Origin of the sequence: Luteimonas sp. 100069, assembly GCF_003813845.1 — a bacterium.
Classification (GTDB): domain Bacteria; phylum Pseudomonadota; class Gammaproteobacteria; order Xanthomonadales; family Xanthomonadaceae; genus Luteimonas; species Luteimonas chenhongjianii.
The window spans coordinates 284,298-297,885 of the sequence record NZ_RPFN01000002.1; the positions used below are offsets into that span (position 1 = coordinate 284,298).

Annotated in this window: 13 protein-coding genes; 7 read left to right on the forward strand and 6 right to left on the reverse strand. The window is 70.1% G+C overall.

The annotated features are described in order from the left end of the window. The first annotated feature begins 42 nt into the window (after nucleotides 1-42). Nucleotides 43-552, forward strand: coding sequence for a CinA family protein (locus tag EGK76_RS07775; RefSeq protein WP_123832222.1), 510 nt, complete (start codon nucleotides 43-45; stop codon nucleotides 550-552). Next, nucleotides 552-2,240 (forward strand): AarF/UbiB family protein, encoded by a 1,689-nt coding sequence (locus tag EGK76_RS07780; RefSeq protein WP_123832223.1) that lies wholly within the window; start codon nucleotides 552-554, stop codon nucleotides 2,238-2,240. The genes EGK76_RS07775 and EGK76_RS07780 overlap by 1 nt, the downstream gene beginning before the upstream one ends. Nucleotides 2,241-2,291: 51 nt before the next feature. Here EGK76_RS07780 and EGK76_RS07785 read toward each other — a convergent pair whose 3' ends face one another. After that, the gene (locus EGK76_RS07785; RefSeq protein WP_233580225.1) at nucleotides 2,292-3,455 is read right to left on the reverse strand and encodes an endonuclease/exonuclease/phosphatase family protein; all 1,164 of its coding nucleotides are present in this window, start codon (nucleotides 3,453-3,455) and stop codon (nucleotides 2,292-2,294) included. A gap of 65 nt (nucleotides 3,456-3,520) precedes the next feature. Continuing rightward, nucleotides 3,521-4,273 carry an arginyltransferase gene (locus EGK76_RS07790; protein WP_123832224.1) on the reverse strand — a complete coding sequence of 251 codons (753 nt, stop codon included), beginning with the start codon at nucleotides 4,271-4,273 and terminating at the stop codon, nucleotides 3,521-3,523. 148 nt (nucleotides 4,274-4,421) lie between these two features. Between EGK76_RS07790 and EGK76_RS07795 the strand changes: the two genes are divergently transcribed. After that, entirely contained in the window at nucleotides 4,422-5,090 is a 669-nt protein-coding gene (locus EGK76_RS07795; RefSeq protein WP_158613464.1) for a hypothetical protein, read from the forward strand. A gap of 150 nt (nucleotides 5,091-5,240) precedes the next feature. On the opposite strand, the gene EGK76_RS07800 is transcribed toward EGK76_RS07795, so the two are convergent. The 4 genes from EGK76_RS07800 to EGK76_RS07815 all read right to left on the reverse strand — a co-directional run bounded on the left by EGK76_RS07800 (nucleotide 5,241) and on the right by EGK76_RS07815 (nucleotide 8,880). Further along, complete coding sequence (locus tag EGK76_RS07800; protein ID WP_233580215.1) at nucleotides 5,241-6,422, reverse strand: RNA polymerase sigma factor; 1,182 nt, start codon at nucleotides 6,420-6,422, stop codon at nucleotides 5,241-5,243. A gap of 75 nt (nucleotides 6,423-6,497) precedes the next feature. Further along, nucleotides 6,498-7,331: a DUF2007 domain-containing protein gene (locus tag EGK76_RS07805; RefSeq protein WP_123832226.1), complete on the reverse strand. Its 834-nt coding sequence runs from the start codon at nucleotides 7,329-7,331 to the stop codon at nucleotides 6,498-6,500. Continuing rightward, nucleotides 7,331-8,218, reverse strand: coding sequence for an acyl-CoA thioesterase II (gene tesB, locus EGK76_RS07810; protein WP_123832227.1), 888 nt, complete (start codon nucleotides 8,216-8,218; stop codon nucleotides 7,331-7,333). The genes EGK76_RS07805 and tesB overlap by 1 nt, the downstream gene beginning before the upstream one ends. Nucleotides 8,219-8,307: 89 nt before the next feature. After that, nucleotides 8,308-8,880, reverse strand: a complete 573-nt coding sequence (locus EGK76_RS07815; RefSeq protein ID WP_096297635.1) for an N-acetylmuramoyl-L-alanine amidase — start codon at nucleotides 8,878-8,880, stop codon at nucleotides 8,308-8,310. A 23-nt stretch (nucleotides 8,881-8,903) separates the two neighbouring features. Between EGK76_RS07815 and EGK76_RS07820 the strand changes: the two genes are divergently transcribed. From EGK76_RS07820 to EGK76_RS07835, 4 genes are all read left to right on the forward strand, one after another. Continuing rightward, nucleotides 8,904-9,404 (forward strand): MOSC domain-containing protein, encoded by a 501-nt coding sequence (locus EGK76_RS07820; RefSeq protein WP_233580216.1) that lies wholly within the window; start codon nucleotides 8,904-8,906, stop codon nucleotides 9,402-9,404. Beyond that, nucleotides 9,401-9,931, forward strand: a complete 531-nt coding sequence (locus EGK76_RS07825; RefSeq protein ID WP_123832228.1) for a hypothetical protein — start codon at nucleotides 9,401-9,403, stop codon at nucleotides 9,929-9,931. The genes EGK76_RS07820 and EGK76_RS07825 overlap by 4 nt, the downstream gene beginning before the upstream one ends. A 196-nt stretch (nucleotides 9,932-10,127) precedes the next feature. Continuing rightward, nucleotides 10,128-12,335 (forward strand): bifunctional 23S rRNA (guanine(2069)-N(7))-methyltransferase RlmK/23S rRNA (guanine(2445)-N(2))-methyltransferase RlmL, encoded by a 2,208-nt coding sequence (gene rlmKL, locus EGK76_RS07830; RefSeq protein WP_123832229.1) that lies wholly within the window; start codon nucleotides 10,128-10,130, stop codon nucleotides 12,333-12,335. Between the two features lie 330 nt (nucleotides 12,336-12,665). After that, nucleotides 12,666-13,520: a pirin family protein gene (locus EGK76_RS07835; protein ID WP_123832230.1), complete on the forward strand. Its 855-nt coding sequence runs from the start codon at nucleotides 12,666-12,668 to the stop codon at nucleotides 13,518-13,520. The last annotated feature ends 68 nt before the right edge of the window (nucleotides 13,521-13,588 follow it).

The following is a 13,588-nucleotide window of genomic DNA, read 5'->3' on the forward strand; positions in this document are numbered from 1 at the left end:
CGATGCGGTACAACGACATGCCCCCCACCGGCCCCCGTCCGTATGCATGCCGACATCCCCTCCGACGCCACTCTCCACGCCCTGGCCGAACGCACTGGTGCGCTGCTGCGCGCCCAGCATCACCGGCTGGTGACCGCCGAGAGCTGTACCGGTGGCTGGATCGCCAAGGCGGTCACCGACATCGCCGGCTGCTCGGACTGGTTCGACTGCGGCATGGCGGCGTACAGCTACGAGGCCAAGCAGGCGTTGCTTGGGGTCAATCCGCAGACCCTGGAAGTGCACGGCGCGGTCAGCCGGGAAACCGCCATCGAAATGGTGTCCGGTGCGCTGGTGAATTCAGGGGCGAGTGTCGCCGTGGCGGTCACCGGCATTGCCGGTCCCGGGGGCGGCAGCGAGGACAAGCCGGTCGGGACGGTGTGGATCGCCTGGAAACGTCGCGGCTGGTATGCCAGTGCGCGCCTGTTCCACTTCGACGGGGACCGCGATGCGGTACGGCGCCAGACCGTGGCCGCGGCGCTGCTGGGGCTGGTCGAAACGGTGGACGCACACTGATGTGGGAAACCCTGGCCACCGTCCGCGATCTGGGGCGCATCCAGGAGATCGCGTCAGTGCTGGTGCGTTACGGCTTCGGCGATGTCGTCCGGCGTATCGGCATGGCCGATGCGCTGGAGCGGGCGGGGCGTCTGCTGCATATCGGACACGACGGCGAAGATCCGGTCCTGCGGATGTCGACACCCGAGCGCGTGCGCCACGCGCTGCAGGATCTGGGACCGACCTTCGTCAAGCTCGGCCAGGTGCTGGCCACGCGCGTGGACCTGGTGCCGCCCGAGTGGATCGAAACGCTGAGCCGCCTGCAGAGCCAGGTGCCGCCGGTGCCGATGGCCCTGTTGCGACCGCAGCTCGAGCATGACCTGGGTGGCGCGCCGGAGCACATCTTCGCCCGCTTCGAAGAGGTGCCGATGGCGGCCGCGTCGTTGGGGCAGGCACACCGGGCCTGGTTGCATGACGGCACGGCGGTCGTGCTCAAGGTGCGCCGCCCGGGCATCCGCGAGGTGGTCGACGCGGACCTGCGCCTGCTCGCACGGCTGTCGGAGGTCGTGCAGGCGCAGGCACCCGACCTGCGCCGCTATCGGCCGCGCGAAGTGGTCCGGCAGTTCGAGGCGTCGCTGCATGAAGAGATGGATTTCGCGCGCGAATGCCGCAATGCCGAGCGCATCGCCGCCAATCTCGCCGACGATCCACGCGTGCTGGTGCCGCGGGTGTACTGGGAGTGGACCAGCGAGCGGCTCAACGTGCAGGAACTGGTCGACGGCATTCCCGCCAGCGACCTGGCCGCGGTCGACGCGGCCGGCCTGGACCGGCATGCGCTGGCCGTTACCGGCGCCGAAGTGATGATGCGGATGGTGTTCGAGGACGGCGTATTCCACGCCGACCCGCACCCGGGCAACCTGTTCTTCATGCGCGACGGACGCGTGGCAGTGATCGACTTCGGAATGGTCGGTCGCATCCCGCCGCCGCTGCGCGAGCAGGTCGCACGCCTGGTCTACGGCCTGGTATTCCAGCAGGCGCAGATGGCCTGCGATGTACTGCTCGACTGGACCGATGCCGCCGATGTCGATGAGGCCAGACTGCACGCGGAGATCTACAGTCTCGTCGACCAGTACCGGGGCCTGCCGCTGCGCGAACTGCCGATGGCGACCATGCTGGGCGAGGTGACCGGCCTGCTGCGTCGCCATGGCCTGATGCTGCCGCCCGATCTCGCCTTGCTGATCAAGGCGCTGCTCACGCTGGAAGGCCTGGGCCGCCAGCTCGATCCCGAGTTCGACATGGCCGGTGCGGCGCAGCCCTGGCTGACCCGGCTGATGTGGCGCCGGCATTCTCCGCGCGCCCTGGCCGCGCGCGGGCGTCGGTCACTGGCGGCGGCGCTGGACCTGATGGCCGACCTGCCAAGGGACCTGCGTCATCTCCTGCGCAGTGCCCGCCATGGACGCCTGCGCGCGCAGATCGAGGTGACCTCGCTCCAGTCCTTTGGCGCCCAGGTCAACAGCGCGGCGAATCGCCTGACGATGGGGGTGGTCATCGCCGCGCTGATCATCGGCTCCTCGATCGTGATGCACAGCGTCGGCACAGGCTCGCCCAACCGCTGGTTGATGGCGCTGGGCGTGATCGGCTTCGTCGGCGCCGGGCTCGGCGGGCTCGGGATCCTGCTGGCGATCTGGCGCTCGGGGCGACGCCGCTGACCGCGGAGTGCGCGTCAGCGGCGATGTAGCGAGCGCCGGCCTCCGTCGCGCTCACTCGGACTGCAGGTCCACCCACACCAGGCGATGGTCGGTGCCGTCGATGATCTGCGCATGCGCAGCGTCGCTGCGCGGCCAGAACACCCCGCTGCCGACCAGGGCCCGTCCCACGGACGGCAGCGCGTAATCGAGCCGGAGATTCCCCACCCGCGGCCCGAAGCTGCCGGTGTCGTGCGCGGCCGAGCCGCGATGCTGGGCATTCGCGCCGCCGTCGGCTTCGGCGGCCTCCAGGGCGCCTTCGCTGCGCGGGGTGGCCATGCGCATTACCCGCGGATGTTCGAGCAGTTCGGTGATCGCGGCGTGGTCGCCGGCGCCGTCGACCGGATCGTTGTTGAGATCGCCCAGGATCACGAAGCGCGCGTCGGCAGCAAGCCCGCCGCAGCGGCCGGTGTCGTCGCACAGCCACGGGTGCGGTCCCGGGGAGATGTAGTCGGTCCACAGACGGATCTCGTCATGGTTGCGGGCGACGTTGCGCTTCTCCGGCCCGTCGAAAGCGGGCGGGGTGGGATGCGAGGCGAGGACGTGGATCACGCCGCCGGGCGCGTGCACCGGCACGTCCCAGTGCGATTTCGACGACAGCCGCAGTTGCGACCAGACTGCATCGGGATGGAACGGGCGGCCATCGGGATGGCGCGGGCGTTGCGCATCCGGCATCGCACTCCATTTCAGCAGCTGGAAGGTGCGTGCGGCCGCGGCATCGATCGGATAGCGCGACAGCAGCAGCATGCCGTACTGGCCGGGATGCAGTCCGTAGCCCCAGGCATCGTTGCCGCGGTCGCGGCCGTCTCCGCCGACGGTGCCGTTGTTGTCGAGATCCAGCCCGCTCTGCACGCCGGTGTTGACCGGTGCCAGGTAGCGGTAGGGATAGTGCAGCGGTTCGCCACCGCCGGGCTGCGGTTGTTCGAGCCAGCGCCGCTGGAACAGATCGGCGGCGCTGCCATCGGCGACGTAGTCGAATTCGTTGAGCAGCACGATGTCGGGACGGACCTGCTGCAACACCGCTGCGATCTTGTGCACGTTGTCGTCGTCGCCCTGCAGGCGTTCGATCAGGCCGCCGGCTTCGTTGCTGTAGAGCGAGGTGTTGTAGGTGGCGATGCGCAGTACGTCCGGCGCATGCGCCGCAGGCGCTGCATCGGGCGCCGCGCCCTGCAGCGCCACGCGGGTACAGGCGGCCAGCAGCGCGAGTAGCGCGACGACGAGCAGGGCCAGGCCGATGACGCGGCTCAACGTGCGAGCTCGGGAAGGGCGCGCCACAGCAGGCCGTCAAAGCCCTCGAGCGGCTGGAAATTGCGTTTGTAGGTCATCTTGCGGTGTCCATCGATCCAGTAGCCAAGATACAGGTGGCGCCGGCCCTCGCGCCGGGCCCAGGCGATCTGCCGGAGGATCGCCAGTGTGCCGAGCCCGCGTGACACGAGTTCGGGCTCGTAGAACGTGTAGACCGCCGAAAGTGCGTCGTCGACGAGATCGGTCACCGCCACCGCGACGAGCTGGCCGTGGAGGCGCAGTTCCAGCAATCGGCCGTCGTTCCAGGTGCCGATCAGGAACTGGTCGAATTCGCTCGCGCCGTGATCGTCCATGCCGCCGGCGGGATGACGGGCGGCGAGATAGCGCCGGTAGAGCGCGAGCCGTTCGTCGCTGCGCTCGGCTGCGACGACGCGCGATTCGATATCCAGGTTGCGTGCGGCCGTGCGGCGCTGGCTGCGGTTCGGAGCGAACGCGTCCACCGGGATGCGCACCGACATGCAGGCGCGGCAGGTGGCGCAATGCGGCCGATAGACGATGTCCCCGGAGCGGCGGAAGCCCCAGCGCAGCGCCTGTGGATACACCTGACCCAGGCGCGGGTCGTGGGGGTCGAGCACCAGGTCGCGCGCCTCGCGCTCGGGCCAGTACCCGCATGGGTGCACGGCGGTGTGGAACAGCCGCAGATCGCCCGCGTCGGGGCCGGTATCGGCGATCGGGGGCGTGGCGCTGGGCATGCGCTCAGGATACCCATGGGGGTCGCAGGCGGCGCGACCCGCTCCCTGCTGGCGACTGAACCCGATGCGGCCGCAGTCAACGCCGGCGGGGGTGAGGACGTTGATCCCTGCAGAAGGCGGCACCGCGCCGCATCCAACGGAGACATCCATGAAGACAACGAAGACCACGCTTATCGCAACCGCGCTGCTGGCGGCGCTGTCCATCACCACGGCGGGTGCCGTCGCGGCGCAGGCGCCTGCAGCCGGTGCCGATGTCGCCAAGCACCATGGCGAGCGCCATCGCGGCCACGGGGCCCCGCGCGGCGGCGATCGCATCGATGCGATCGCCCGGCTCGACACCGACAACGACGGCCGCATCAGCCGTGCCGAGGCGCAGGCCGGGCAGCAGGCCTGGGAAGCGCGTCGTCAGGCCCATCAGGCGCAGCGCGCCGAGCGGGGCGATGCCGAACGCAGGCCCGGTCGTGGCGAGGCAGGGAAGCGGCCGCAGCGCGACGCAGGTGGTCCGCGCCCGGACAAGGCGCGTGGCTTCGATCTGGTGGCGAATTTCGACGCCATCGACAGCAATCGGGATGGCGCACTGACGCGTGGCGAGCTACGCGCATGGCACGTCGCGAAGTCGGCCGAGCGCCGCGCCGAGGGTGAGCGCCGCTTCGATGCGAAGTTCCGTGAGGCGGATCTCAACAGTGACGGCAAGCTGAGCCGTGTCGAGGTGACCGAGAAGATGCCGCGTCTTGCCCAGCGGTTTGCCTGGATGGACGAAAATGGTGACGGCTTCCTGAGCAAGGAAGAAGTGCGTCCGTCGCGCCCGCAGCGCTGAGTTGCCAGCGAGCTGGAAGAAGAGGCCGCGCAGTGCGCGGCCTTTTTTTTTGTGTCCTGCAAGGCGCGCGACCTGCGTTCGGCGGCGTCCTGCGGTCAGGGTGCAGCGATGCAGTGAGCGCGCGTCCGCAGCTGCCTTCGGCGTGCTTGTTCAGGCGGTCCTCAACCACAGGATCAGCAGGGTGCCCGCCAGACCGAGGTTGGTCAGGATCAGGCCGCTGGTGCCGAACATCAGGCGATAGCCGAGCGCGCGGCGGGCGCCGCCCTTCGGGTCGCGCGCGATGTCACGGGCGATCAGGGGATTCATCAGCCGCGGCATGCTGGTCAGCAGCGGGTAGTTGTAGGGGAGCATCCCGATCAGCATCGCGATCGACATCCACCCGATCGACACCTGCCCCAGGCCCGCGACCAGACCGATGCCAATCGCCAGCAGCGCGCCAGCCGAAGACCCCCAGATGAACCACCGGTCGTAGAGCCTGAGGATCGCAATCCGTTCGGCCTCGGTGTCGGCATAGCGGGCCACCATCTTCCGGCTCAGCCACAGCGTCAGTCCGCCGAACACCAGTGACGCCCCTGCCACGCCCAACGCGCTGGCGCTGCCCAGCGCCGCTTTCCCGGCGACACTCGCCCCCAGCGCGCCCCCGGCCGCAGCGCCCGCGATCGTCCCGGCGGCGGCAGGTTTGGCGAAGGTCGCCAGACCTGCGGTTACCAGCAGGGTGAATGCCGTTCCGGGCGCGGAACCCTCGGCGAAATCGCGGAACCGCCCGATCAGGTCCTCGCGCAGGCTGCGACGCGCGCGCGACAGCCGCTTGCGCACGGTGGCATCGGACAGGCCGAGGAGGGCGGCGACCTGTTTCGAGTTGCCGCCCTCACGGTAGTAGAGCAGGAGCACTTCGCGGCTGTCGTCGGGGAGCTCGGAGATCAGGTCCGCAGCGATGCGTCCGCTCTCGTCGTCGACGATCCGCTGCATCGGGCAGCCATCCGGATCGGCCGCCTGCGCAATCGCGATGTCCGCAGCTTCGCCGGCGACGAAGCGGTTGCGGCGCGCGCGCAGATGGTCGCGGGCCAGATTGCGGGTGATCTGCCGCAGCCATGGCAGGAAGCTGGTCGCGTTCTGCAACCGGCCGAGCTGCTGCCAGGCCTTGAGATAGGCCTCCTGGGCAATGTCCTGGCTGGCCTGCACGTCGCGGGTGATCGCCAGCGCGATCGCGGTCGTCGCGTTCTGGCTCATCTGCACGATGCGCCCGTACGCGGCCTGGTCGCCAGCGCGCGCGGCGGGTAGCTCGAGATGGATGCGGGCTTCCAGGCCCACGTCGGCGGCGATGGCGTTCAAGGGTGCTCCTTGCGGACAGGTCGCCATACACGACGCGACCCGGATGCCGGATGTGACCGGCATCGCGATGATGCCTCAGTCGACGGCCTGGAACTGCCAGTCGTGACCGTCCCGGCGGACGTTCAGCGTGCGCCTGACCAGGCCCTGCGCAGCGTCGGTGCCGCCGCGGACCAGCTCCAGCGTGCCGACGCCCGAACCGTCGGTCCGGTAGTTCGACACCTCGAGCCACGCCGCCTGGCCGTCGCCACCGGCGCAGGCCGATGCGGGGCGGACATCGGGATAGACCTGCTCGAGTTCGGCGATCAGCGGCGCCGGCGGCGTGGTGCCATCGACGGCCACGCAGACCGGTCCGGCCGTGGAGGCGAGTGCATCGGCCAGCACCAGGGTGGCCAGTGCGCGCGGCACCGGGACGCGGTTGACCGTGGCCTCGACCGTTGGCGGGACCATGTCCAGCACGGTCTCCGGTTCGGCGGCCACCGGCGGCGCCGCCGGGGACTCGACCGTAGTCTCGTCGCCGGGCTTTGCCAGCCAGGAGAGGGCCACCACCAGCACTGCACCGCCGAGCAGCGTGTAGCGGACCTTGGCCGCGCGCGACATGCCGCGGCGCGGCGTTTGCGTGGCCGGTGCGAACACCACGTCGGCATGTTGCAGGTAGCTGCGCGCCGACGGCTGGCTCTGCAGCAGTCCGGCCTCGCGCAGCAGTTCGCGGGCGCGTGGCTGTTCGTCGGAGCGGGTGACCCAGACCGCGGGCCTGGGACCGCCAGCATCCTCGCGATAGCTGAAGGTGCCGCGCCGGTTGCCTTTGTAGGAACGCCCGTTGAGGATCTGCACCTCGATGCCGGCATCGCGCAGCAGCTGGGCGACGCGTTCGACGTTCTCGAGCCTGGGGCTGGAAAAGACCTGACGCATCAGTCGGCCTTCAATGCTGCGGTCGCGTCCGCGCGGACACGGATCATGCCTTCCTGCGCGGTACTGGCGACCAGGCGCCCGGCGCGGTCGAAGATCTGCCCGCGTGCCAGGCCGCGCGCGCCCTGCGCGCTGGGGCTGTCGAGCGAATACAGCAGCCAGTCGTCGACGCGGAACGGACGGTGGAACCACAGCGCATGGTCGAGCGACGCCATCTGCACGCTCGGCTGGTAGTAGCTGATCCCGTGCGGAAAGGTCGCCGTGCCCAGCAGCTGGAAGTCGGAGGCATAGGCCAGCAGCGCGCGATGCAGCGCCGGTGCGTCGCCGACCGGGTCGGTCAGGCGGAACCACATCTGCTGGAAGGGCGGCCGCTTGGGCGGGCGCAATTCGTCGCGGGGGTAGACGTGGCGGAATTCGAACGGGCCGCTGCGGTCGAGCCAACGCTGCACCTTGACCGGCAGCGTGGCCAGTACCGCGGCCGGCGGCGGATCCTGCGGCTCGATGTCCTCGGGCGCGGGCACTTCCGGCATCGAGAGCTGGTGCTCGGCGCCGGTCTCCTCCTCCTGGAACGAGGCCGCGCAGAAGAAGATCACCTTGCCGTGCTGGATCGCAGTGACCCGGCGCACGGAGAAGCTGCCGCCATCGCGGGTGCGGTCGACGTCGTAGACGATCGGTGCATCCACATTGCCGGCGCGCAGGAAGTAGGCATGCAGCGAATGCGCCGGGCGCGGGGTCGACATCGTCGATTGCGCAGCCGACAACGCCTGGCCCAGGACCTGGCCGCCGAACACGTACTTGGTGCCGATATCGCGGCTCTGGCCCCGGAACAGGTTGTCCTCGAGGCGCTCGAGGCTCAGCAGGTCGATCAGTTCGGAAACGGGCGGAGTCATCGCGGGAGCCGTGCTGGAGGGAGCGGCGACGCAGGAGCGCGCCAGCCGACAATTATAGGTGGCCCCGCCCGGCGCACCGCAGGCAGCGTTCAGGCGCCTATGCGGGTCAGCGGCACGCGCGCCAGCACGTCCTGCCACGGGAACAGCGGGCCCGGATCGCGCTTGCGCGCCACGGTCCGCGCCGGATCATCACTGGCGGCGACGCGCTCGAGGTCCAGATCCTCGTGGCCGGCGATCCCGCGCAGTGCCGGCAGGGTGGCGCGCAGATGCGCCAGCAGTTCGCCGAGCGCGCCGATCTGCGGGGCAGGATAGGGCTGGTCCATCGCCTGGTGCCGGCTGTCGTACCAGTGCGGGAACCGCCCCCGGTTGACCAGTTCGATGCCGACCGAGTGCGCGTTGTGCCCGCGCACGTGATGGGCCACGCGCGTCGCGGGCACGTATTCGACGATGCTGCCGTCGCGGTCGATGTACCAGTGGCCGCTGGCGCCGGTGCCCGAGTCGTAGAGCACGCGCTCGCCGTATTCGCGCGCGGTGGCGAGGTCCGGAAGCTCGGTGCAGTGGATGACCACGAGGGTGATGTCGGACACCTCGCGTTCTGCCAGAAGGCCCGCATAGGGCAGCGGTTGAAGCGCGATCCGGGGCGCGGACGTGGGGGCGGACATGGCGCGGATGCTAGCATTCACGCATGAGAAATCCGCCGCCCGAGTCCGCCCTGCACGCCCTGATGACGCAGTTTCCGCGCGCTGGCCGGGTCGAGTGGATCGGTCTGCGTCCCGCCCGCGACATGCCGGTCCGCGCCGTCGAATCGGCGTTGGCGGTGGCCGGCGCCGGCCTCGATGGCGACCGCTATATCGGCGGCAGCGGCAAGCGCGGGGTCACGCTCATCCAGGCCGAGCATCTGCCGGCGATCGCCGCGCTCAGCGGTCACGACCAGGTCCTGCCGGAGACCTTGCGCCGCAATCTCGTGGTTTCGGGCATTCCGCTGATCGCGCTCAAGGGCAGGCGCTTCCGCATCGGTGAGGTCGTCCTCGAAGGCACGTCGCCCTGCGATCCCTGCTCGAAGATGGAAGTGGCGCTCGGCGTCGGCGGCTACAACGCGATGCGGGGCATGGGCGGCCTGTGCGCGCGGGTGATCGACGGCGGCACGTTGAAGCTCGGCGATACGGTCGCGTGGGTGGACGCATGAGCGCGCGCGGCCACTGCATCCTCTCGCACGGTTTCGAAAGCGGGCCGGACGCGACCAAGGTCACCGCGCTCGCCGCGGCCGCCGATCGCCTGGGCTGGAGCCATGAACGGCCCGACTACACCGATCTCGACGGCAGGCGCGAGGTCAGCCCGCTCGGCGATGTCGCCGCGCGCGTCGAGCGGCTGCTGCGCCTGACGATGGATGCCGCGTCGCGCGGCCCGGTGGTGCTGGCCGGCTCGAGCCTGGGCGCCTGGATCGCCGGACATGTGTCGCTGCAGGTGCCGGTCGCCGGTCTGTTCCTGATGGCGCCACCGGTCCGGCTGGACGCCGCCCATCCGCTGCAGGCGGCCGCGGTGCCGCTTTCGGTGGTGCACGGCTGGGGCGATGAACTGATTCCGGCAAGCGACGTCGTCGGCTGGACCTGCGCCCGTCGCGGCCGGCTGCTGCTGGTCGACGACAACCACCGCCTGACCGCGCATGTGGACGCGTCCGCGGATGCATTCGCGGCCCTGCTGCGCTCGCTTTGACCGGCAGCGCGGTCCGCACACACTCTAGACTCCCTTTCGACGCCCACGCCCGGGCCGGTTTTCCGCAGCCGCAAGGCTGGTCATTCAGCGCCCCAGCGGCGTCCATCGCAGCGGCACGACGCACACCCGGGAGCTTCCGCATACGGCGGGCACCACCGGGCAGCGGCGGCGGCTTCCAAGCACGATCCAGGTTCCCATGAAATTTTTCGCCAGTTGCCCCAAGGGGCTCGAATATCTGCTCGTCGACGAGTTGCTCGCACTCGGCTGCGCGCATGCCACCGCCACCACCGCGGGCGCCAATGTCGAGGGCACGCTGCACGATGCCCAGCGCGCGGTGCTGTGGTCGCGCCTGGCCAGTCGCGTGCTGTGGCCGATCGCCGACTACGCCTGCGAGGACGAGGACGCGCTGTATGCCGGCGCCCGCGCGGTCGACTGGACCGCGCATCTCGATCCGTCGATGACGCTGGCGATCGATCCGCATGTCTCGGGCAGCGCCATCACGCATGCGCGCTACGCCGCGCAGCGGGTCAAGGACGCGATCGTCGACACCCTGCGCGAAGCGACCGGAGCGCGGCCGGATGTCGACGTCGAAGCGCCCGACCTGCGCCTGAGCCTGGTGGTGCGCAAGGGGCGCGCGATCCTGTCGGTCGATCTGGGCGGTGGCCCGCTGCACCGCCGTGGCTGGCGTCGTGCGCAGGGCGAAGCGCCATTGAAAGAGAATCTCGCCGCCGCGGTGCTGATGCGCGGCGGCTGGCCGGCCCTCTACCACGAGGGCGGCGCGCTGCTGGACCCGATGTGCGGCAGCGGCACGCTGCTGATCGAAGGCGCGCTGATGGCCGCCGACGTCGCGCCGGGCCTGTCGCGCGATGGCGGTGCGGCGACGGCGGGTCGCGCGCCAAGCCGCTGGCTCGGTTTCGATAGCGCGCACTGGCAGACGCTGTGCGACGAAGCGCTCGCACGCGAGCGCAATGGACGCGAGCGCCTGCGCGCGGTGTTCTTCGGTCGCGACCTCGACCCGCACGCCATCCACGCCGCGCGCGAGAACTCGACGGCCGCCGGCCTGCGCGAGGCGATCGACTGGCAGATCGGCGACATCGCGACGCTGCAGGCGCCCGTGCCGCCGGCTTCGCAGGAAGACCCCGCACTCGCCGACTCGGTGAAGCGCGGTCTGGCGGTCTGCAATCCGCCCTACGACGCGCGCCTGGCGGCGGATCCCGCGCTGTACCGCACGCTCGGCAACGCGCTTGCGCGCGCGGTGCCCGAATGGCGTGCGAGCCTGCTGTGCGGCGATGCCGAGCTCGCGCACGCGACCGGCCTGCGCGCGAAAAAGAAATACCAGGTGTTCAACGGTGCCATCGAGTGCAGCCTGATCGTCTGCGACCCGGTGCGCCCGCCGCAGCGCGGCGCCAGCGAAGCCCCGGAAGAACTGGGCGAAGGCGCGAAGATGGTCGCCAACCGCCTGCGCAAGAACCTGCGCAAGTTCAAGGCCTGGCGCGAGCGCGAAGGCGTCACCTGCTACCGCGTCTACGACGCCGACCTGCCCGAATACGCGGCCGCGATCGATGTCTACATCCAGTCCGAGGCGGACGCCGGCGCAGACGGTACGCCGCTGTGGCTGCACATCCAGGAGTACGCGGCGCCGGCCGAGATTCCGGAAGCGGTGACGCGGCGGCGTTTCGGCGAGGTGCTCGCCGCCGCGCGCGACGTGTTCCGCATCCCGCGCGAACGCATTGCGGTCAAGACGCGTTCGAAGGGCAAGGGCGGCAGCAAGTACGGCCGCTTCGATGCGCGCCACGAGTTCCTGCTGGTCGACGAAGGCCGCGTGCACCTGCGCGTGAACCTGTTCGACTATCTCGATACCGGCCTGTTCCTCGATCATCGCCCGATGCGCCTGCGCATCGCCGAGGAGGCGGCCGATACGCGCTTCCTCAATCTGTTCGGCTACACCGGCGCGGCGACCGTGCACGCGGCCGGTGGCGGCGCGCGCACCACGACCACCGTCGATCTGTCGGGCACCTACCTGCAGTGGTGCGCCGACAACCTCGCCGCAAACGGCTTCGGCGGCGCAAAGCATCGTCTGGTACAGGCGGACGCCCTGCAGTGGCTGGAAGCCGAGACGGCGCAGTACGACCTGATCTTCTGCGACCCGCCGACGTTCTCGAACTCTGCGCGTGCCAAGGACTTCGACATCCAGCGCGAGCACGTGCGCCTGCTCCAAGCCGCGGTCGCGCGCCTTGCGCCCGGCGGCGTGCTGTATTTCTCCAACAACTTCCGCCGCTTCAAGCTCGACACCGAAGCGGTGGGCGCCTTCGCCCACTGCGAGGACATCACCGCGGCCACCATCGCGCCGGACTTCGAACGCAACCCGCGCATCCATCGCGCCTGGCGCCTCACCGCGCGCTGAGGCGGGGAATTCCCCGTTCCGCACCGGTGATCCGCCATCGCCTCCGCGCGACCGGCTCTGCCGCAACCGTGCTGCGCGCTGACGGCCGCCGCTGATCGCAGCGCGGTGGCCCCGGCCCCGCGGCGTGCCAGCGTCGAGCCCCTGCGGCAGATGGAGCAGGCGCCGGACCGATGTCGCTCTTCCGGTCCGGAGCCGGCAAGCCCCGCCCGCTCGCTGCCATCGACGGCAATACGGCGTTGCTGCATGGCGGAAACCTGCGTTCCACCTGCGCAAGTGGAATCCCGCCGCGATAGACGCATCTTTGGGCTCAGTCCAGACAGGAGTCACCCGATGACCGAGACCACTGCCGCCACCCGGATCATCCGCCACGTGCGTGGCATGCCCGCCAGCGATGGCGCGGGCGTCAAGCTCACGCGCGTGATCGGCACGCCCGAACTGCCCGATCTCGACCCGTTCCTGTTGCTCGACGAGTTCGGCACCGATCACGCCGAGGATTATCTGGCCGGCTTCCCCGACCATCCGCATCGCGGCTTCGAGACCGTGACCTACATGCTCGACGGACGCATGCGCCATCGCGACAACCACGGCAACGAGGGGCTGCTGGTGCCCGGCAGCGTGCAGTGGATGACGGCGGGGCGGGGGCTGGTGCATTCGGAAATGCCCGAGCAGGAAGCCGGACGCATGCGTGGTTTCCAGCTGTGGGTGAACCTGCCGGCCCGCGACAAGATGACCGCGCCGAAGTACCAGGAATTCGCGCCGGAGCGCATTCCGGTGGTCGCGGCCGGTGAAGGCGTCTCGGTGAAGGTGATCGCCGGTGTGGTCGACGGTGTCGAGGGCCCGATTGCACAGCCGGCAACGGATCCGATCTACCTCGACATCACCCTGGCGCCCGGTGCGAGCTGGCGATACGGACTCCCCGAGGGACACAACGCATTCGCCTATGCGTTCGAAGGCGATGTCCATGTGGGCGAGGGCGAGGCGGCACGCACGCTCTCGTCGCAGGAGCTGGCGGTGCTCGGCGGCGGCGCGCGCCTGGCCGTGCACGCCGGCGATGCCGGCGCGCACTTGATCCTGGTTGCGGGTCGGCCGCTGCGCGAACCGGTTGCGCGCCACGGGCCTTTCGTCATGAACACCCGCGAAGAACTCATGCAGGCGTTCGTGGATTTCCAGCAGGGACGCTTCTGAGCGCACGCTGCCCGGCCCCAGGTCCGGGGCGGGCAGGTCGGCTGGGCGGCGTCCCGTGCGCCCGCACC

What these genes read in the sequence shown, in the direction of transcription:
- rlmKL (WP_123832229.1), top strand. Translation starts at nt 10,128, where the DNA reads ATGAAATTTTTCGCCAGTTGCCCCAAGGGGCTCGAATATCTGCTCGTC.
- EGK76_RS07835 (WP_123832230.1), top strand. Translation starts at nt 12,666, where the DNA reads ATGACCGAGACCACTGCCGCCACCCGGATCATCCGCCACGTGCGTGGC.
- tesB (WP_123832227.1), bottom strand. Translation starts at nt 8,218, where the DNA reads ATGACTCCGCCCGTTTCCGAACTGATCGACCTGCTGAGCCTCGAGCGC.
- EGK76_RS07790 (WP_123832224.1), bottom strand. Translation starts at nt 4,273, where the DNA reads ATGCCCAGCGCCACGCCCCCGATCGCCGATACCGGCCCCGACGCGGGC.
- EGK76_RS07795 (WP_158613464.1), top strand. Translation starts at nt 4,422, where the DNA reads ATGAAGACAACGAAGACCACGCTTATCGCAACCGCGCTGCTGGCGGCG.
- EGK76_RS07820 (WP_233580216.1), top strand. Translation starts at nt 8,904, where the DNA reads ATGAGAAATCCGCCGCCCGAGTCCGCCCTGCACGCCCTGATGACGCAG.
- EGK76_RS07815 (WP_096297635.1), bottom strand. Translation starts at nt 8,880, where the DNA reads ATGTCCGCCCCCACGTCCGCGCCCCGGATCGCGCTTCAACCGCTGCCC.
- EGK76_RS07825 (WP_123832228.1), top strand. Translation starts at nt 9,401, where the DNA reads ATGAGCGCGCGCGGCCACTGCATCCTCTCGCACGGTTTCGAAAGCGGG.
- EGK76_RS07775 (WP_123832222.1), top strand. Translation starts at nt 43, where the DNA reads ATGCATGCCGACATCCCCTCCGACGCCACTCTCCACGCCCTGGCCGAA.
- EGK76_RS07805 (WP_123832226.1), bottom strand. Translation starts at nt 7,331, where the DNA reads ATGCGTCAGGTCTTTTCCAGCCCCAGGCTCGAGAACGTCGAACGCGTC.
- EGK76_RS07780 (WP_123832223.1), top strand. Translation starts at nt 552, where the DNA reads ATGTGGGAAACCCTGGCCACCGTCCGCGATCTGGGGCGCATCCAGGAG.